The following is a 19,118-nucleotide window of genomic DNA, read 5'->3' as shown; positions in this document are numbered from 1 at the left end:
GCGGTGCTATTTCTGCAGGCAATGCGACTCCCTGTGTTTGTGGAGTTGTGCCGACCAGTCTGCTGCTGAGCCGACATCCGTGCGTATCGGACATGCCGCCAACGTCGTCAGGCGAAAGGGTGAATTCGTTGGGCGTCACTTGACCTAGGCCAAGTGTTACATCCCATGCGGGTGAAAACCCCATTCGGCCTGGTGATCCGTGAGCGTTACAGGAAACCGGTATGCATTGAGTCATGTTGTCAACGCGGAGGGTCGCTATCTAGTGTGACGAGAGTCGTCATTCTCCGTGACAGAAAGGTCATTGTGGGTTACTGCACGGCTGCCCCACGTCTGCTCGCCGCACCCGGGTTCCCCCACCGGAGTGCCGAGACCGTCCGCTCAGCCCCGTGACGGCCCGGGAAGCGGTGACGGCTCGACAGGTGGAGACGGACCTGCCGTTGCTGGAGGACTCCGCGCAGGACGACTGGCCGGTGGACGGGATTCCCGCCCCGGGACCGTGGCGCCTGCTCACCGTCGCCGAGGCGAACGACCTGCTCACCGCCGGGGGCTACGGGCTGTGGGTCGAGCAGGCCCCCGACGGTGATCTGCTGCTGGCCGGTGTCGGCACCGGGATCCCGCTGGGCGCGGAGGCGACCTGGGCCGACCTGTACCGCGCGCTGGTCCGATTACGGCGGACCAGGAGGGTTTTCGACGCGGCCTGGCTGAACCGGCTCACCGGATCGCTGAGCCCGGAGCGCACCGCGCGACCGCGGGTCACCGAGGTTCCGGCCGAGCGCGTCGACCTGGTCTGCGGCACCGACCGCGAACTGGCGCACCGGGTGCTCGCCTCGCTGCGCGGCCCCGGGACCGGGCCGAAGGTGCCGTTCCCCGAAGCCGGGGTGACCGTCGGCCGACGGGAGCGCGCCGTTCGCGTGCAGGCCATCGACTCCCGCGACCAGGCGTTGCGCGCGCTGCGCGGCTGGGAGCGGTTCGCCTCGGTCGTCGCCGGCGACCCGGAACTGCGGATGCACTGCGCCACCCAGCCGGTGCCGGGCGCGGTGGTCGACACCGGCACCGGGACGACCGCGCTGCTGCGGGTCATCGACCCGGCCCCCGCGCACCCCAGGCACCCCGGCGGCACCATCGCCGCCGACCTCGACGCGCTGCTGCACCCGGACTCCGACGGCACCCCGAAGCTGCTGCGCGTCGTGCTGGACAACCGGTTCGCGCGCCGCGAGGACGAGCTCGACCACTTCCTGGAGCACTTCGTCCGGCCGCTGCTGCGGGTGTTCCGGCTGGCGCTGGACGCCCACGGCCTCGGTCTCTTCGCGCTGGACGAGACGGGTTTCGCCGTCGAGCTCTCGCCGGAGCTGCAGGCCACCGGCCGGATCGTGGTCACCGACCACGAGCGGATCACCGCAGAGCCGAGCCGCGCGGAGGTCACCACCGGGGTCCGGGGGCTGGTCAGCACCCTGGAACGGCTGGGCGAGGGCTTCGCCTCGCTGCGCGCCGGTGACCGCGGTCGCGAGGTGCGCGACGCGGTGTGGCGGGTCATCGGCGAGGAGCTGCGCTACCTCGCGCCGCACACCGCCGAGCTGCTCTCCGGTGAGCAGCCGCTGCAGAGCTACGCGCACACCGTGCCGGAGAGCCAGGACAGCGTGCTCAAGTCGGTGCTCGACCGCGTCCAGCAGGGCACCCGCGAGCGCCGCTGGAACCCGGACGCACCGCGTCCCGCCGTGGTCATCGACGTCGACCTGTGCGGGCTGATCCCGCTGCAGCGGATCACCGACGCGGCCCGCGCGATCTCCGGACCTCGTCCGGGCGCGCCCGGCGGCATCCTCGAACTGGCCGGTCCGGCCACGCTTCCGGTGCTGCCGACGCACCTGCCCGGCAGCTGGGAGAACTTCGTGCGCTCCTCGGGCCTCGGCGAGCGCTACCCGGCGGTGGACTGGGACGCGCTGCGCGGTGATTTCCTGCGCGCCTTCCAGTCCCGGCCGCGCGAGCGGCTGCGCACCGACAGCGTCAACGCCGGTCTGGCCCGGTTCGTCTGGGACGTCCAGGACGCCGGGGGCCAGGTGGTGTTCTGCACCGCCCGCAAGGAGCGGTTCCGCGAGATCACCGCCGAGCTGCTGGCCGACGCCGGTGTGCCGGACGCGACGCTGCTGGTCGTGCCGAGCGACGTCTCCCGGCCGGTCGCCGAGGTCAAGGCGGAGCGCATCCGCGCCCTCGGCGGGCTGGACGTCGTCGCGGTCTTCGACGACGAGGGGGAGAACAGGACGGCGGTGCGCGCGGAGTTCGGCGACGCGCTGCCGGTCGCGGTCGAGATCCCGGGCCTGGCCGCGCAGCGGCGGCCGGACGCCCCCGCCGCCGACGACGCCGCGGTGATCGCCACCTTCGAGACGCGGCCCAGCGCTCCGGGCGGACCGAAGCTGTCCAACACGCATTCCCTGGAGGAGCTGCAGATCGGCGCGATGCGCCGGAACCGGCTGGCCGGCCGCTGGGCGGTGCACCTCACCGAGGGCGAGACGCAGTCCATCGTGGACTCGATCGTCGCCGACACCGACCGGGCCGCGCAGCGCACCGGCCGCGGCGCGATCGCGAAGTTCGGCCTGGACGAGCACCCGGGCGACGTCGAGCGGGTGCTCGCCGCGCTGCACCACGTGCTGACCCGCAAGCAGTTCATCAAGGGCTCGCGCGCCAACTACCGGCTCGCCGATCTCAAGCGGGACGCCGAAACCCCGGTGCGCGCGGGGGAACCGATCGACGTCGTGCTGCTGGGATTCCCGGTCAAGCAGTGCCTGAACCGGCTCAAGGCGTCCGGCCCGCTGCCGGACCTGGCGGAGCTGGGCGCGATGGCGCGGTTGCGGGAGATGCAGCGCGCGGTCGCGGCCGTGTACCCGCCGGGGCTGCACTTCAACATCCTCACCGACGGCAGGCACTTCCGGAGCAGGCCGGCCGCGATCGCCGACGCCTACCAGCGGAAGCTGCGCGAGTACGTGGATCTCGTCGGCATCGGGGACCGGACGACGGTGGCCGACATCGACGAGGTCGCCGAGCAGCGGCTCGGTCCGGGCCTTCCCGCCGAGCGCGCCCGCCGGATCGCGAACTACCGGAAGCTGCTCAGCGATCGGTTGCGCGACTTCGACATCACCGACAACCCGTTGCGCACCCTGGAAGCGGTGCACGACTGGTCGATGTCGGAGGCCGAGTTCGCGCCGCACGTGATCGGGCTGTTCCGGGAAATCCTGATGTCGCTGGTGTACTCGGTCCCGGTGACGGTCCCGGCGGGCACCGATCGGCTGGAGTGGTCGGCCGCCCTGTACGCCGACATCTACAACGTCAGCGATCCCAGCGCTTCCGCCGAGGTCCGGCAAGGACGACGTGCGGTGCTGCGCCGCGCGTGGCACACCGTCATCCGCTACATGGCGACGATGCAGGTGGACGAGGAGTTCGGCTACGAGCGGATGTTCCCGAACCGGGTGCGGTTGACGCTCAGCGCGGTCCGGCAGGGCTGCCTCGGCTTCACCTACCTCGGCGGTTCGGGCCTGCTCCCCTGGCAGGGCACCGGAGTGCTGGACCCGCGCGGCCACGTGGCGATCGATTTCGCGATCTCGCTGCTGGACCAGGGTTTCGTCCCGGTCTACTCACCGCTCCTGGGTCCCCGCCAACCCTGGGCCATGGTCCCCGCAGACCGCACCCAGCTCATCGAACCCCCGAACGTCCCCACCCCACGCGGAGTGTCACCCAGAGAGGGACTGCGCCTGGAACCGGACTTCGCCGAAAGGGCAAGACTCCGAAGGAAGTAGGAAGAACGAACGAGCGGGCCAACGTCAGGCAACCGGCGAAGCCGGTTTCGCAGTACCCCACCTGAGCAACCGGCACCGCCGCGGGTTCTGAGCGGTGCTGTGGCGAGCACGTCTCGACGCCGTGTATTGGACATACATCAGTCGTGGCGCGCGGAGTCCACAGCGCCGCTCAGGTTCCGCTTCTGGCACCGCTGAGCAGAACGACCACAGAGTCGTGTCAGTGAGCAGAACCCCAAAACCTCGCCGAACACCCGAACCTGACCGGCACCGAGAGACGACCAACCTGAAAACTCCGAAATAAGGAAAGGCCCTGGGCGCGAGTCGGGGAGGTCGCGTCCAGGGCCTTTTCCACCTCCGGGCCGTCCGGGGAAACGGTGATCCGGAGTGGTTGGAGTCCGCGGACCGGTACCGGTCGGGGGGAGGGGAGTGCGTCAGCACCGGCCCGCGGAAGTCTTGTGTTGTCACAGCGGTGGAGCTTGGTGGCGGCCGACTCGCGTTGGCCGGGGTCGGGGATTCGCGACTAAGCGCTCATCGGCCGCCACCTGGCGGTTGCTCGGTCCCGGGTCGGGGAGGAGGTGCTGCTGTCCGGGTCCGAGTCCGCCGGCTTACGGCACCGGCGTGGCCGGCTGCAAAGCGTGCGCCGGTCGCAGGTGCCGTGCGGGACGGGGTGCCAGGGCTCCTGCGACCAGGTGTTCGTAGGCCGACTCCCACACCGAGCACGGTGCTTTCGTTGGGCGTCGACGTCCGGAGCACTCTGGGCAGTTGCCCTTCTCGTCGGCTTCGTGCGCGGTGAGCAGCGCCCGCCACCCCGCGGTCAGCCGCGGGAGTTCGGAGCGCGCCACGGAGAGCAGGGAGGAGGCGTCCGCGCGGTCGGCGAGCTCGGAAAGAACATCGAGCCGCTCACGCACCGCGCTGCGCAACACCTGCCCCAGGATCTCGTCCATGAGACGTCCACCGTCACTTTCTCGCCTGCGTTGCGGCATCCCGCAACGCCATCGACAACTGACCCGCACCACGGCTTTCGAGTTCCGCGGCGTGGCCGGGCGGTCCGACGAGCACCACCTTGTCCCTGTTGACGAGCACGGCCAGGTTCCGATGCGCGTTCGCGACATCGCGGCAGTCGACGTGCCACCAGCGACGGCGGTCGGCGGGTTCCGGAACGTGCGGGGTTCCGTCACCCTCCTGCCGCGAGTTCGTCGCTCGAATGTCCATCGCCTGTGCCCCAGATCCCGTCTGTGCTCGTTGCTTGCTGATGACTACATTGATGCCTGGCGGTCGCTTCGCCTAGAGGACAGGCGACGACCGGACCGAAGGCCGCGACGAGCGGTAAGCGGACTTCACCGCAACCGATCACCTCTACCGATACGGGCTTCACCGAGTTGCCGCAGTGCGCTTACTCTGCGAACAACGCCCGTTTGAGAGCGTCAGGGGGTCAAATGAACATCATCGGATCTGGCGGCTCGCCCGTTACTCCCGACGTCTGGAACGAGCGGGAGATGCGGGATGCGCTGGCCCGGAGGGACGTCAGCGAGGTCTACCGGCAACTGCGCCGGCACGGGGTCTCGCAGCGGCAGATCGCCGCCTCGACGGGCCAATCCCAGTCCGAGGTGTCCGAGATCCTCAAGGGTCGGCAGGTCATGGCGTATGACGTGCTGGCCCGAATAGCCGACGGGCTCGGCATCCCGCGGGGCTACATGGGCCTCGCCTACGACGGGGCGACCGCCATGCGGGTCGCGAAAGCGACGAACGCCCTGGAAGCTGAGGAGGACGAATCGGTGAAGCGTCGGAAGTTCCTGTCCCACGCGGCCGCGGTGACCATGGGCGCCGCGGTGTTCGGCACCGAAGACAGCGCTTGGGCGCCCGCCAACGCCCAGACTCCGGCTCCGACGCGCATCGGCATGACCGATGTGCAGCAGATTCAGGCCGCCACCAAGGCCCTGCGTGACCTCGACTACCGATACGGCGGCGGCACCTGCCGCGACGCCGTGGTCGCCCAGCTTTCGTGGGCCCAGCAGCTGCTGGACTCCACCTCCAGCGATCCCGTCCGCAAGCAGCTGTTCGTGGCGCTGGCGGACATGCACAGCCTGGCCGGCTGGACCTCGTTCGACGTGGGCCTGCTGGACCCGGCGCGCAGCCACTTCGGCCGCGCGCTGGAGTTCGCCAAGCGCGCCGACGACGACAGCCTCGTGGCCAGCGTGCTGTACCGGATGGGCCGGGTCTACCTGCACTACCAGGAGCCCAACGAGGCGCTGAAGCTGTTCCAGCTGGGCCAGATCGCGGCCCAGGAATCGGGTTCTTCGCTGACCGTCGCGGTGTTGTGCGCGAACGAGGCGTGGGCCTACGGGATGCTCAACAAGCCCGACCAGGTGCAGAAGATGGTGGGCCGCACCAAGGACGAGTTCGCCCGCGCCAACGTGGACGACGCTCCGGACTGGGTCCGCTTCTTCACCGAGAACGACCTGCACGGCATGATCGGCTCCGCGCACGACGCGCTGGCGGTGTTCGATCCCAAGAAGCACGCCTCGATCGCGGTCGCCGAGACCATCAAGTGCAACGAGGCCTATGGCGCGGACATGCAGCGAACCCACGTTTTCGGGTTGAGCCTGCAGGCAACCAACCACTTCCGGGCCGGCGACGTTCAGGAGGGCCTGAAGGTCGGGCGTCGTGCGCTGCAGTTCGGTGAGCGCGTGAAGTCCGCCCGGGTCGCCGACCGGCTCAAACCACTGGAGCTGGAAGCGGGCAAGAACCGGGCCAACTCGGATTCCCGCGACCTCTTCGAGGAAGTCCGGCGGTTCCGCCAGGCGTGAGGTCGCCCCGATTCCGGGTGACCGGCCGGCGACGTCGGTGTTGAGAACATGAGCATGAAGACATACCAGGTTCAACAGGGTCAGAGCGTCCCCCCGGAACTGGAACTGGCGCTGACCGAGATCTGCGAGACCGTCGGCCTGAACCCGCGTGGCGCTCGGCTGATCAGGTGCATCAACAACGGGGTTTTCCTGCTGAGGGACGAACCCGTGATCGTTCGCGTCGTGCTGTCCTCGTCGTTCGCCCACCGGGCGCGCACCGCCGTCGAGGCCGCGCACTGGCTCGCGATGCACGGGGTGCCCGCGGTGCGGTTGCTCCCGGGTGTGGAGCAACCGGTCAACTCCGGTGCGCACTGCGGGACGCTGTGGCAGTTCGTGCCCGAGGAGGGCCGGGTGCCGGGCAGCGCCGACCTGGGGAATCTGCTGCGCCAGATGCACTCCCAGCCGCTCGCCGAGGAGACGTTCAAGCCCTGGAGGCCGATGGCCGACATCCGGCGTCGGCTGAACGACGCGGTGGACATCGACCCGGAGGACCACGCGTTCCTCCAGCAGCGGTGCGATTACCTGGAGGAGCAGCTCGACGGGCTGGAGTTCCCGCTGCCGCGCGCGGTCATCCACGCGGACGCCCACCTGGGCAACGTGATCGGTGGCCCGGACGGCCCGCTGCTGTGCGATCTGGACTCGCTGTGCATCGGGCAGCCCGAGTGGGACCTGACGCCGATCGCGGTGGGGAGCCTGCGGATGGGCTATCCGGCCGAGTGGCACCGCGAACTGGCCGACGCCTACGGCTTCGACATCACGTCGTGGGAGGGCTTCCCGGTGCTGCGCGAACTGCGCGAGCTCAAGATCACCACCGGGGTGCTGCCGATCCTGCGCACCAATCCGAGCGTGCGCGAGCAGCTGAGCTGGCGGCTGCGCACGATCCGGGAAGGCGATCTGGACACCCAGTGGGCGCCGTACAGCTGACGTCTCGTGTGGACGGAAGCATCCGCTGACGCTTCCGGTCCAACCTTGATGCGTCCGATAGGGCGATCTTGGTCGGTTTGCGGTGCCTTTCTGGTCGGTTTCGGTTACAGGATTCGACCTGAAGGGGTAAACCATACGAGCGAACTGGTGCATCGAGTGGTGCTAAGCGGATGGGCTGTCGATGAGGATCGCAGAGTTCTCGCCGGGTGAGCAGGCCCCGCGATCGCGCCGGGACCGGGCGCTCGCCAGCGCGCGGCTGCTGAACGAGATCGTGGACGGCCACCTCGAGTCGATGCGACAGCTGCCGCCGGAACTCCGCGAGCCCTACGCCGAACACCTCGCCGAACTGGTGCTGGTGGCCCAGGCGTACCGGCACTACGCGGCGGGCTGGATCTCGCGTCGGGAGCTCCACCGACGCGCCCGCGCCGCGCTCCGGAGGATGGACGAGCCGAACGGGCTCGCTCCGATGCAGTTCGTCGACGGTGAATGACCGCTCGCAGACTTGCGCGTCTTCGTCCTCCGGACCGCTTCGCGGACCCGTGGGAGAACCGAATCTTCCCGCGATGACCTGCGGGTTCGCCGATCGGTAGTCGTCGGTTTCGGTCGAACCGAATTTTCGCGCCTCCTCGCGCAGCCGCCATCCGCACACGTGGAAGGCCTGATGAGCGCTGCAATCGTTAAGGAGACGCGGTGTACGCAACCGGCACGCTGCCGGAACGCGCGCTGGAGGACCTCGCGCGCGACTCCCTTCTCGCGAAGTACTGCCTGGTCGGAACCGCACCCCGCGGAACGATCCCGCTGGCGGAGCCGTGGGACCTCGCCGAGGACGAGCTGATCGAGCGAGTCGTGCGGCCCGTGGTGATCACGGCCCGGGGACTGCTGGCGGCCGGGAAGGTCCCGGTGGGCGAGCTCGGCGTGCACCTGCCGAGCGGCCGGGTGGTGGTGCCCCGCCTGGAGCCCGCCGACCCGGACCGCGTGGCCGAGACGATCACCGCGCTGCACCGCAGGTTGACCGCGATCAGCCTCGACGTGGCCGGCGTCCTCGCCCGCGAGCTGCGGTTCTGCTCGGCGGGGCTGCTGTCGGTGCTCGCGGGCGAACATCCGTGGAACCCTCACCTGCACCACGTCCCCTCCGCCCAGCACGAGCTCCTCCAACAGGTGTTGCGGCTGGTCAAGGACCGCTCCGCCGCGCATCGCAGGGACCCCGCGGCGCCCCGCCCGCTGGTCGCCCTCGACCTGGACTTCTGCGTCTTCCACCCGCGGGAGCGGGTGCGAGCGGCGCTGGCGGCGATCGGCGTGACCCGTCGGCTGCCGGTGCTGCCCGGCCTGTACGAGCCGGGGTGGCGGCCGTTCCGCGACGCGGCCGGGTTGCCGGAGGACGCGGAGCACGCGCAGTTCCGGCGGGCGATCTCCTGGGACCGGGAAGCGCTGCTGACCGACGAGCTCGCGCCGGGCGTGCGGCAGTTCGCCGGCGACGTCGAGCAGGCAGGCGGCCGGGTGGTGCTGGTGACCGGACGCCGCCACCGGATGCGGGCGGCCACCGAGGAGGCGCTGGCCCGGCACGGTCTCGGCCACCTCGACCTGCGCACCAGCGACGAGTGCGCGGACGTCGGCGAGCAGAAGGTCGCCGCGCTGCGCGGCATGACCGGCTGGGAACCGGTGGCCGCCTTCGACGACAAGGCCGCCAACCTCGACGCGCTGAGATCGGCGTTCCCGCAGGCCGTGGTGGTGCCGGTCGCGGCACCGGGGTTCACCGGCGTCGACGAGCCGGACGCCATCGCGACCTTCGAGACGCTGCCGCAGCCGACGCCGCTGGGCCGGGGTCACCTGGCGAGACCGGGCTTGTCGCACGCCACCTCGATCGCCCAGCTCCGGCTCGGGGAGATGCGCACCCGGCCGACGCTGTGGCGGCAGGGCGTCCGGCTCTCCGCCGACGAGCAGGCGGAGATCGTGCGAGAGCTGTGCCGGAAGGCGGAGGAGACCGGTGCCCGGCTCGGTGACCGGGTCGCGGCCATCGAGCTGGGGACGACGCGGGCGATCTGGCAGGTCATGCAGGCGAAGCTGTTCGGCGCGTCCCGCACGGCCTACCCGTGGGAGCAGGCCGATCACGATCTCTCGCGCGCGGTCGCCGAGGGCGAACCGGCCGAGCTGGTGCTGCTGGGGCCACCGACGAAGCAGGACGGGTCGCGGTTGAAGGCTCTGGGCGGCCTGCCGGACCTGGCCGAGGTGGCGATGCTCGCCCGGCTGTTGCAGCTCGACGCCGCGGTCAGACGGGTGCACCCGCCGGGGATCCGGGTGACGGCGCTGGCGGATCCGAGCCACTTCCGGGTGCGCGACGTCAGCCGGTACTGCGGCTACCAGCGGGAGTTCCGGCGGATGCTGGAGCTGACCGGCGCGGACCGGGTGGTGTCGGTGCGCAACATCGACGAGGCGGCGGCGGAGTTCGGCTGCGGCGACGCGGACGCCCGCGCCGAGCTGCTGGCCCACCACCGCGACCGCTACGAGTCGGCCGTGGCCGGGCTGGACGTGCGGGTCGATCCGCGCGGCGCGCTGGCCGAGGTCGATGAGCGCGATCCGGGGTGCGCCGGTCAGCCCCGGTTCGCGGAGATGTTCCGCTCGATCGTGCACGCGGTCGACGTCCCGGACGCGGGCGACGAGCCGGTGGAGTTCTCCCGCCGGGTCTACACCGACCCGTTCGACCTGGACGACCCGGAGCTGGGCGGGGCTCGCCGCGAGCTGCTGGCCCTGGCCTGGGACGAGACGATCACGTACCTGGCCAACAAGCACGTGGACGCCGAGCTCGACTACGCCGCGATGTGGCGGTACGACCGGGTCCGGATGAGCCTGTCGCTGCGGCCGGAGCAGGGCCGGTTCCGCTTCGTGCCGCTGGGCGGGTCGGCGGTGATGCCGTGGCAGGGGACCGCGGCGCTGGGCAGGGGGAACGAGGTGTCGACGGACTTCGCGATCTCGCTGATCGACCAGTCCTACCTCCCGGTCTGGGGGCCGGAGGACGGGCCGCAGCCGTGGTTCATGGTTCCGCCGAACCTGGTGCGCGAGGGGTCTCTGGACTCCGGGGTCGCGGGGGCGATCCAGCTCCGCACGAAGTGATCGAGGAATTCGCGCGGGAATCGGAACGCGGAATTCCACAAGAATCGTGATCGCGACTTCCGCTGAGAACGGGAGCCGGAATTGCGCGGAAAGAGGGTCGGGAGGGCGCCCGGACGCGGAGTCCGGACACCCTCCCGGGGATTCACTTCTTCGGCGCGCCCAGGCGCAGGGCCAGGACCAGCCCGGCGATCACGACCACGACCGCACCGGCGATCCACGGCCAGATCGGCATCCCACCGGAGTCGGGTTCCGCCTGGTCAGCGGGCTGACCGGAGTCCTGCCCGCCCTGCGGACCGGGGGCCGGGGTGCCCTTTCCGGGGGCGGTCAGGGTGAAGCTGACCTTGCCCGGAACCGGGTGCCCGTCGCTGGAGAGGATCCGGTAACCCACGGTGTAGGTACCGGCCGGTCCGAGCTCGCGGACCGGGGCGACGACCGAGTTGCCCTCGACCCGAGCCGGTCCGTCCGACCAGAACGAGCCGTCCGGACCCACCACGTTGACGGTGTTGTAGGACTCGCCCGCGCGGACCGGCTGGTCGAAGGTCAGCCGGACCTCGCGCGGGCTCGCGGACAGCTGCGCGCCCTCGGCCGGATCGCTGCCGACCAGCACGTTGTGCGCGAGCGCCGGAGCGGCACCACCGATGAGCGCGACCAGCGCGAACGCGCCGACGGTCAGCAGCCGCCTCATGACGCGTCACCACCGGAACGACGTCCGCGCAGCAGGGCACCGCCGCCGACGCCGAGGCCCAGCGCACCGACGAGGAGTCCGGCACCGCCGAGGTAGCGGGCCGTGTCGTCCGACGATCCGTGCTGGTCGGCTTCCTGTCCGCCGGACCCGGCCGGCGTTCCGCCGTGGCTGTGGCCACCGCCTTCCGCGGCGATCAGCTTCAGCACCGGCGCCGGGTGCTCCGGCTCCTCACCGCTCGGGGGAGTCGGCTGGTTCCAGTCCACGACCTTGCCGTTGTCGTAGGTCTGGGTGGTGGGCAGCATCAGCTCGTCGGCGTTCTCCGGCAGCGCTCCCAGCGTGGCCTCGAACTCGTTGAACTCGTTCGGGCCGATCCGAGTGCCCGGCTGCGCGGTCCAGGTGATGCTGCGGACCGCCTCGGTGACCTGCGCACCGTCCACCATCACCGGCGGGATCTGCGCCTTCTCCACCTGCGCGGTCCAGCCGGGGATCGGCTTGGTGCGCACCGAGCTCAGCGGGTGCTGCTCGGGGAGCAGGACCTTGACCTGGACGGTCCCGGCCACCGGGTCCTCGTTGGGAACCCGGAACGCGATTTTGGCGTAGCCGCCCTTCTCAGCCTCTTCAGGCTGTGCGCTCACGTGCGCGTAGGCGGGAGCGGTGCCCAGTGCGAGGGCGATGCCGCCCGCGGTGATCCAACTCGCGGACCGCACCAGGAATCGATTTGTCGACATGTTCTCTTGGAATCTCCCGTGCTCGTCGGATAATCGCGCGCGTATATGCGCGATTCATCGGAATAGCAATGATCGATCGGCGACATACACCGGATCGTTGCTTTCTGCGGGAGATTTAGGGGGTCCACGGCGTCCGTGAATCCGCTGGTAGATCAGTTGGGCGAGGGTCCGCGGAACCGGCGCGGGCACGCAGACCGCAGGCGGTGGCGTCACAACCGGTAACGGCGTCGTCTTCCTGGGGAAGATGGCTTGCAACAACCGGGTGACTACGAACAGTACCTGTTCGGCGTGGGCCATGACCAGCGCCGTCAGCAGCGTGACGATCACGTGGCCGAGGGTCATCAGCCCCGGGGAGACCGGGATCGGGGAGGGGCCGTGGAGGTGCCCGGAACCGTGGTGGCCGAGGGCGGTCAGCTCGAGAAAGAAGTGAAGTGCCAGTTGACTGACCGCGAGTGCCCCTAGAATGCCCCACGACCCGCGCTTGCGATCAGCGAGTGCCACCCCGGCACCGGTCAGCAGAACGGTGATCACGACGGTCGTCCCCAGGCCTGGGAGCGACCCGCCCGCGGCCGCGTGAGCGGCTACGGACAGTGACGCCGCTGTGCAGGCCACACCGGCACCGCGCAGGACGCGCAGAGCGCCCTGCGTAGGTGTCAGACCAGCCTTCACGGTTGGTCAGTCTAGGTGTCGGTTCGGCCACGCTGACCGCAGGTGAGCTTGCCTTGTTAACCCGATTGGGTCACGGTTTATAGGTTGACGACGATTTGGAGCCACCAACTGCCCGAATAAGCGGTTCGATTGGTTCCGAAAACGTCGTAACCGACGACGGAGAGGAGGGGGCGTCGCCGAAAGTCGGCGCCGATACCTGTGTCGACCGAAACTGAACAAAGTGGGGGACCCGCCAAGGGCGGTCATTCCTCCGAACCAGATGCCGAGTTCCTCGGCAAGCCCAGAACGGACTGGGTCGTCTTCGGTGTCACTGCGCTCATCATGTTCGCGGTGGTCGCGTGGGGCGCTTTGGCGACCGATTCGCTCAGCAACGCCTCTTCGACGGCGTTGACCTGGCTGATCAAGAACACCGGTTGGGGCTTCGTGCTCGCGGCCACGGGGTTCGTGGTCTTCGCCCTGTTCCTGGCCTTCAGCAAGTACGGCAGGATCCCGCTGGGCGGTGACGGCGAGGGCCCCGAGTTCCGCACGGTGTCCTGGATCGCCATGATGTTCAGCGCCGGTATGGGCATCGGCCTGATGTTCTACGGCGTGAGCGAGCCGCTGAGCCACTTCGTCTCCCCGCCGCCGGGCACCGTCCCGGGCGAGAGCGAAGAGGCCATCAACACGGCCATGTCGACCTCGCTGTTCCACTGGACCCTGCACCCGTGGGCGATCTACGCGGTGGCGGGTCTGGCGATCGCCTACAGCAGCTTCCGCCGCGGTCGCAAGCAGACCATCTCGGGCGTCTTCACGCCGCTGATCGGCAAGAAGGCCGCCGAGGGCCCGCTGGGCAAGGTCATCGACATCCTGGCGCTGTTCGCGACGCTGTTCGGCTCCGCGGCCTCGCTGGGTCTCGGTGCGCTGCAGATCAAGGCCGGTATGCAGGCCGCCAACTGGCCGATCGGTGAGGCCGGCACCAACGTGCTGGTCGCCATCATCGCCGTGCTGACGCTCTGCTTCATCCTCTCCGCGGTCTCGGGCGTGGAGAAGGGCATCCAGTGGCTGTCCAACATCAACATGGTGCTGGCCGCCATCCTGGCGCTGTTCGTCTTCATCCTCGGCCCGACCGTGTTCATCCTGGACCTGCTGCCCACCGCGGTCGGTTCCTACATGAGCGAGTTCGGACAGATGGCATCGCGCGCCGGTGCCACCGGTGGCGCGGAGATGCAGGACTGGCTGAGCAGCTGGACCGTCTTCTACTGGGCCTGGTGGATCTCCTGGACGCCCTTCGTGGGCATGTTCATCGCCCGGATCAGCCGGGGCCGCACGATCCGCCAGTTCATCGGTGGCGTGCTGCTGGTGCCCAGCGTCGTGAGCCTCGTGTGGTTCGCGATCTTCGGTGGTGCCTCGATCGACACCCAGAAGGGTGGCACCAACGTCTACGGCGACGGCAGCGCGGAGGCGCAGACCTTCGCGGTGCTCGACCACCTGCCGCTGGCGATGGTCACCGCCGTCCTGGTGATGGTCCTGGTCGCGATCTTCTTCGTCTCCGGTGCCGACGCCGCGTCCATCGTGATGGGCACGCTGTCGCAGCGGGGCGCGATCGAGCCGAGCAAGTGGGTCGTCATCTTCTGGGGTGCCGCCACCGGTGCGGTCGCCGCGGTGATGTTGGTGATCGGCCAGGACAAGGCGCTGGAAGGCATCCAGAACCTCACGTTCATCGGTGCCCTGCCGTTCGCGATCGTGATGATCTTCATGTGCGTGGCCATGCTCAAGGACCTGCGCTCCGACGACATCACCGTTCGCGACCAGAAGGGTGCGGAGGTGCTCGAGCAGGCCGTCATCGCCGGTACTGAAGAGCACGACGGCGAATTCCAGCTGGTCACGACTCCTGCGGAACCCTCTGACGAGGAGTCCGAATCGGCGGAAGCCGGCAAGAAAGAGTAAATAATTGAATCTCCTGGACTACGTTGCATCCAGGTGGCAATCGTTGCTGGTCAACTCGTACCAGCACGTCAGCATGGTGGTGCAGTGCATCCTGCTGGCAACGATCATCGGTGTCCTGGTCGGGGTTGCGGTTTACCGCAGCCCCGCCGGGGCGGCGATCGCCACCGCTCTCTCCAGCGCGATCCTGACGATCCCGTCCTTCGCGCTCTTCGGCCTGCTGATCCCGGTGTTCGGCCTCGGCGTGGCCCCGTCGGTGGTGACGCTCGTTCTCTACGCGCTGCTGCCGATCGTTCGGAACACGATCGTCGGCCTGTCCAACGTCGACCAGCCGATCCTCGACGCGGCGCGCGGAATCGGCATGAACCGGTTCAGCGTTCTCACCCGCGTCGAACTCCGCCTCGCCTGGCCGGCGATCCTCGCCGGCATGCGGGTCAGCGCCCAGATGTTGATGGGCATCGCCGCCATCGCCGCCTACGCCAAGGGTCCCGGTCTCGGGAACCTGCTGTTCATGGGCCTGGGCCAGCTGGGCGGCGCGAACGCGCTGAACATGGCCCTCGCGGGCACTGTCGGGGTGGTCATCCTGGCGCTGGTGCTCGACGCCTTGTTCGTGCTGTTCGGGCGGTTGACGACTTCGAGAGGTATCCGTGGCTGACGACGACAAGAAGACCGCCGGGCACGGCGTGGAGATCAAGCTCGAAGAGGTCTCCAAGCGCTACCCGGGGCAGAAGCAGGCGGCCGTCGAGTCGGTGACCATGACGATCCCCGCAGGGGAGACGGTGGTGCTGGTCGGACCCTCGGGTTCTGGCAAGACGACCACCATGCGCATGATCAACCGCTTGATCGAACCGACCTCCGGCAAGATCACCATCGGTGGGCAGGACGTGCTCGGTCTGGACGCGGACAAGCTGCGTCGCGAGATCGGCTACTCGATCCAGCAGGCCGGCCTGTTCCCGCACATGACCGTCGGCGACAACGTCGGCATGGTCCCGGGCCTGGTCGGCTGGGACAAGAAGCGCACCTCCGAGCGCGTGGACGAAATGCTCGACCTGGTCAACCTCGACCCGGCCGAGTACCGGGACCGCTACCCGCGGCAGCTCTCCGGTGGACAGCAGCAGCGCGTCGGCGTCGCCCGCGCGCTCGCGGCCAACCCGCCGGTGCTGCTGATGGACGAGCCGTTCGGCGCGGTGGACCCGATCACCCGCGGTGTGCTGCAGGACGAGTTGATGCGCCTGCAGGCAGACCTGGGTAAAACGATCGTGTTCGTCACGCACGACTTCGACGAGGCGGTCAAGCTCGGCGACCGGATCGCGGTGCTGGGCGAGCGCTCGAAGATCCTGCAGTACGACACCCCGGAAGCGATCCTGACCAACCCGGCCGACGACACCGTCGCCGGATTCGTCGGGGCGGGCGCGGCCCTCAAGCAGCTCACGCTGCGCCGCGTGCGCGAGATCGAGGTCGGCGAAGTTCCGACCGCGACGATCGACGACGCACCTTCGGTGCTGCGCGAACGTCTGGGCACCCGCCGTGGCGCGATCGGCCTGGTGCTCGACAAGCGCAACCGCCCGCTGCGCTGGGCGACCGCTCGCGAGGCGGGCTCGGTCTCCGACCTGTCGCGGGCCGGCCGCCCGGTGGAGGACTCGGTGTCGCGGGCCTCGACCCTGCAGGACGCCCTCGAGGCGATCCTGACCGACGACGACGGCGTGGCCGTGGTCGTGGGCTCTCGCGGTGAGTACGTCGGCGTGGTCGACATCGACACCGTGATGAACACGATCAAGGCGCTGCGCGAGGAGAACGCCACCGACGACGCGGAGGAGACCGCGGGTTCGGAAGCCGCCGGGTCTGGGGCTGACGCCTCATGAGCAGCACTTTCGCTTCCGACTCCGGGTCCGGGAGCGCCGAGCGGCTGCGGCTGCTGGCGCAGCCGGTGACCGTGGTGGTGCTGGTCGCGGCGGTGCTGGGCTGGGCGTTCACCAGGGACAACGACGAGGTGACGCTGCGAAGCCTCAACTCGACGACGATCCTGAGCCTGACCTGGACGCACTTCCTGATCAGCATCGCGGTGGCGCTGATCGTGGTGCTGGTCGCGGTGCCGCTGGGCGTGCTGCTCAGCCGCAGCTGGGCCCGCCGCATCGCTCCGCTGGTGATCGGCATCGCCAACATCGGCCAGGCGGCGCCCTCGATGGGTCTGCTGGTGCTGTTCTTCCTGTTCACCGGTGGTTCCACCGGGTTCTGGATCGCGACGCTGCCGATCGCCTTCTACGCGCTGCTGCCGGTCCTGCGCAACACCATCGTGGGTTTGCAGTCGGTGGACGCGTCGCTGGTCGACGCGGGTCGCGGCATCGGCATGTCCGGTGCGAGCGTGCTGATGCGCATCGAGATGCCGCTGGCCGTGCCGTTCATCCTCGCCGGTCTGCGGACCGCGCTGGTGCTGGCGGTGGGGACCGCGACGCTGGCGCTGTTCGTCGGCGCGGGTGGCCTCGGTGAGCTCATCGACACCGGTTACAAGCTCAACGACTACACGGTCATGATCGTCGGCTCGGTGCTGGCGATGGCGCTGGCGCTGCTGGTCGACTGGCTCGGCGCGCTGGCCGAGACCTACCTGTCGCCGAGGGGGTTGCGATGAATCTCCGCAAGCGCAGTCGTGCGCTCAAGGCGGCCTCGCTGGCGATGGCCGGGTTGATGCTGTCGGGATGCGGGCTCAGCTCGGGTTCGTCGCTTCCGCTGGCGGTGGAGCCGGGCATCATCCAGCCCGTTCCGGAGCTGGAGGGCCAGACGATCACGGTGGGCTCGAAGAACTTCACCGAGCAGCTCATCATGGGCTACCTCGGCGAGTTCGCGCTGGCCGCGGCCGGTGCCAACGTGCGGGACCTGAGCTCCATCCAGGGCTCGACCACCGCGCGCAACGCGCTGACCAACGACCAGATCGACATCCTGTGGGACTACACGGGCACGTCCTGGGTCAACTACAACGGCAACACCGATCCGATCCCGGACGCCCGCGCCCAGTTCGAGGCCGTCAAGAAGCAGGACCTCGAACGCAACGGGGTGGCCTGGGTCGCGGTCGACTACCAGGTGGACAACACCTACGCGTTCGCCGTGAACCAGGACGCCGCACAGCGCCTGGGCGTGCAGAAGAACTCGGACATCCCGAAGATCATGGCCGAGCACCCGGAGGACGCCACGTTCTGCGTGGACACCGAGTTCGCCAGCCGCAACGACGGTCTGCCGGGGGTGGAGGAGACCTACGGGTTCAAAACCGACCCGAGCAAGGTCAAGGTCCTCACCGAGGGCGCGATCTACCAGGCCACCGCCCAGGGGACGTGCACGTTCGGCGAGGTGTTCACCACCGACGGCCGGATCAAGTCGCTGAACCTGAAGGTGCTGGCCGACGACAAGCAGTTCTTCCCCCGGTACAACATCGGGGTCACCCTCCGGGACGAGATGCTGAAGCGCTACCCGCAGCTGGCGCAGGTCTTCCAGCCGATCTCGGAGAAGTTGACCAACGAGGAACTGATGAAGCTCAACGCGCAGGTCGACGTCGAGGGCCGGGACCCGGCCGACGTCGCGCGTGACTGGATGGCCGAACAGGGCCTGGTGAAGATCCCCGGTCAGGGCTGATTCACGCTGCGAGTGGTGGGGCGTCCCCTTGACGGGAGGCGCCCCACCTCCGTCTTCACCCGGTGGGCACGCCGAAGCGGGTGAGCAGCTCGCTCTCGATGCGCGAGAGCTCCTGGTCGACCGCGCGGTGCGCGGACCTGCGGCGCGGCGAGGGCATCCGCTCGGCGGCGCGGACCGCGCTGGTCAGCTGCGCGAGGCGGGCTTCGGCCTGGTCGGCGTAGGTCCTGGCGTGACCGCGCTCCTCACCGGTGGACTGCTCGCGCAGGTCGCGCAGGGCCACCGAGTCGCCGGCGATGCGGGCGTGCAGCGAAGCCCCGTGACCGGTGAACTTGCCGAGGTCGTCCACCGGAACCCCCAGCTTGCGGGCGCGGGAGCGGTCGTAGCTCTCGCGCACCGTGCTCACCGCGCGCAGCGCGTACGGCAGGAGCAGCGGACCGACGATCTTGGCGATCCCGACGATCTTCTTGGCGTTGCCCGGGGTGACCGTCCCGAACTCGCCCTTCTTGATCGCCTTCGCCGTCTGCTTGTCGGCCTTGAGCAGCGCCTTCGCCGCCTTCTTGCCGACCGGCGCCGACGTCAGCGGCGGGGGCGTCGCGGGATCGACCTGCTGCGCGGGAGCGCTCTGCGCGGCGGCCTTCTTCTCGGCGGCCTTGCTGCGGGCCGCCGCCTTCCTGGCCGCCTTGTCGACCTGGCGTCGTGCCTTGTTCTCGGCCTTGGTCTTCTTGACGGCGCACTTCCGGCACCCCCGCTGGGCACCCTGAGTGATCTTCCCGCGTCGCCTGGCGAGTTTCCTCACCGCGCACACCTCCCCGGATCCGCGAATTCCCAG

Annotated in this window: 16 protein-coding genes; 10 read left to right on the top strand and 6 right to left on the bottom strand. The window is 69.4% G+C overall.

Annotated elements, in window-relative coordinates:
* Positions 1 to 386 precede the first annotated feature (386 nt).
* Positions 387 to 3,785 carry an L-tyrosine/L-tryptophan isonitrile synthase family protein gene (locus KBO27_RS00305; RefSeq protein ID WP_307870170.1) on the top strand — a complete coding sequence of 1,133 codons (3,399 nt, stop codon included), beginning with the start codon at positions 387 to 389 and terminating at the stop codon, positions 3,783 to 3,785.
* 605 nt (positions 3,786 to 4,390) lie between these two features.
* On the opposite strand, the gene KBO27_RS00300 is transcribed toward KBO27_RS00305, so the two are convergent.
* Positions 4,391 to 4,729, bottom strand: coding sequence for a hypothetical protein (locus tag KBO27_RS00300; protein ID WP_210968025.1), 339 nt, complete (start codon positions 4,727 to 4,729; stop codon positions 4,391 to 4,393).
* Between the two features lie 13 nt (positions 4,730 to 4,742).
* Positions 4,743 to 4,997, bottom strand: coding sequence for a hypothetical protein (locus KBO27_RS00295; RefSeq protein ID WP_210968024.1), 255 nt, complete (start codon positions 4,995 to 4,997; stop codon positions 4,743 to 4,745).
* 224 nt (positions 4,998 to 5,221) lie between these two features.
* Here KBO27_RS00295 and KBO27_RS00290 point away from each other — a divergent pair, with 224 nt between their 5' ends.
* The 4 genes from KBO27_RS00290 to KBO27_RS34495 all read left to right on the top strand — a co-directional run bounded on the left by KBO27_RS00290 (position 5,222) and on the right by KBO27_RS34495 (position 10,663).
* Positions 5,222 to 6,592, top strand: a complete 1,371-nt coding sequence (locus KBO27_RS00290) for a helix-turn-helix domain-containing protein (protein WP_246536080.1) — start codon at positions 5,222 to 5,224, stop codon at positions 6,590 to 6,592.
* A gap of 48 nt (positions 6,593 to 6,640) precedes the next feature.
* Entirely contained in the window at positions 6,641 to 7,555 is a 915-nt protein-coding gene (locus tag KBO27_RS00285) for a phosphotransferase family protein (protein WP_235878866.1), read from the top strand.
* 181 nt (positions 7,556 to 7,736) lie between these two features.
* Positions 7,737 to 8,045 carry a hypothetical protein gene (locus tag KBO27_RS00280; protein WP_210968023.1) on the top strand — a complete coding sequence of 103 codons (309 nt, stop codon included), beginning with the start codon at positions 7,737 to 7,739 and terminating at the stop codon, positions 8,043 to 8,045.
* A gap of 200 nt (positions 8,046 to 8,245) precedes the next feature.
* Entirely contained in the window at positions 8,246 to 10,663 is a 2,418-nt protein-coding gene (locus KBO27_RS34495) for an L-tyrosine/L-tryptophan isonitrile synthase family protein (RefSeq protein ID WP_210968022.1), read from the top strand.
* A gap of 142 nt (positions 10,664 to 10,805) precedes the next feature.
* Here the strand turns inward: KBO27_RS34495 and KBO27_RS00270 are convergent, their stop codons facing one another.
* Genes KBO27_RS00270 through KBO27_RS00260 form a run of 3 tightly spaced genes read right to left on the bottom strand, consistent with a single transcriptional unit; the run spans position 10,806 to position 12,607 of the window.
* Entirely contained in the window at positions 10,806 to 11,348 is a 543-nt protein-coding gene (locus KBO27_RS00270) for a copper resistance CopC family protein (RefSeq protein WP_210968021.1), read from the bottom strand.
* A complete protein-coding gene (locus KBO27_RS00265) occupies positions 11,345 to 12,076 on the bottom strand; it encodes a YcnI family copper-binding membrane protein (protein WP_210968020.1) in 732 nt (243 codons plus the stop codon). The genes KBO27_RS00270 and KBO27_RS00265 overlap by 4 nt, the downstream gene beginning before the upstream one ends.
* Positions 12,077 to 12,130: 54 nt before the next feature.
* On the bottom strand, positions 12,131 to 12,607 hold the full coding sequence (locus KBO27_RS00260) for a hypothetical protein (RefSeq protein ID WP_210968019.1): 477 nt from the start codon (positions 12,605 to 12,607) through the stop codon (positions 12,131 to 12,133).
* A gap of 459 nt (positions 12,608 to 13,066) precedes the next feature.
* Here KBO27_RS00260 and KBO27_RS00255 point away from each other — a divergent pair, with 459 nt between their 5' ends.
* Genes KBO27_RS00255 through KBO27_RS00235 form a run of 5 tightly spaced genes read left to right on the top strand, consistent with a single transcriptional unit; the run spans position 13,067 to position 18,289 of the window.
* Positions 13,067 to 14,671: a BCCT family transporter gene (locus KBO27_RS00255; protein WP_246536134.1), complete on the top strand. Its 1,605-nt coding sequence runs from the start codon at positions 13,067 to 13,069 to the stop codon at positions 14,669 to 14,671.
* A gap of 4 nt (positions 14,672 to 14,675) precedes the next feature.
* The gene (locus KBO27_RS00250) at positions 14,676 to 15,323 is read left to right on the top strand and encodes an ABC transporter permease (protein ID WP_210968017.1); all 648 of its coding nucleotides are present in this window, start codon (positions 14,676 to 14,678) and stop codon (positions 15,321 to 15,323) included.
* A complete protein-coding gene (locus KBO27_RS00245; RefSeq protein WP_210968016.1) occupies positions 15,316 to 16,530 on the top strand; it encodes an ABC transporter ATP-binding protein in 1,215 nt (404 codons plus the stop codon). Before KBO27_RS00250 ends, KBO27_RS00245 begins: the two co-directional genes overlap by 8 nt.
* On the top strand, positions 16,527 to 17,294 hold the full coding sequence (locus tag KBO27_RS00240) for an ABC transporter permease (protein ID WP_132677141.1): 768 nt from the start codon (positions 16,527 to 16,529) through the stop codon (positions 17,292 to 17,294). The genes KBO27_RS00245 and KBO27_RS00240 overlap by 4 nt, the downstream gene beginning before the upstream one ends.
* Entirely contained in the window at positions 17,291 to 18,289 is a 999-nt protein-coding gene (locus KBO27_RS00235; RefSeq protein WP_246536079.1) for a glycine betaine ABC transporter substrate-binding protein, read from the top strand. Before KBO27_RS00240 ends, KBO27_RS00235 begins: the two co-directional genes overlap by 4 nt.
* A 55-nt stretch (positions 18,290 to 18,344) precedes the next feature.
* Here KBO27_RS00235 and KBO27_RS33340 read toward each other — a convergent pair whose 3' ends face one another.
* Positions 18,345 to 19,085, bottom strand: coding sequence for a DUF6474 family protein (locus KBO27_RS33340; protein ID WP_307870169.1), 741 nt, complete (start codon positions 19,083 to 19,085; stop codon positions 18,345 to 18,347).
* Positions 19,086 to 19,118 lie beyond the last annotated feature (33 nt).

It is taken from the genome of Saccharopolyspora endophytica, from assembly GCF_018070075.1.
GTDB lineage: Bacteria > Actinomycetota > Actinomycetes > Mycobacteriales > Pseudonocardiaceae > Saccharopolyspora > Saccharopolyspora endophytica.
The sequence above is the reverse complement of the archived record's forward strand: the minus strand, read 5'-3'. Positions and strand labels throughout refer to the sequence as shown.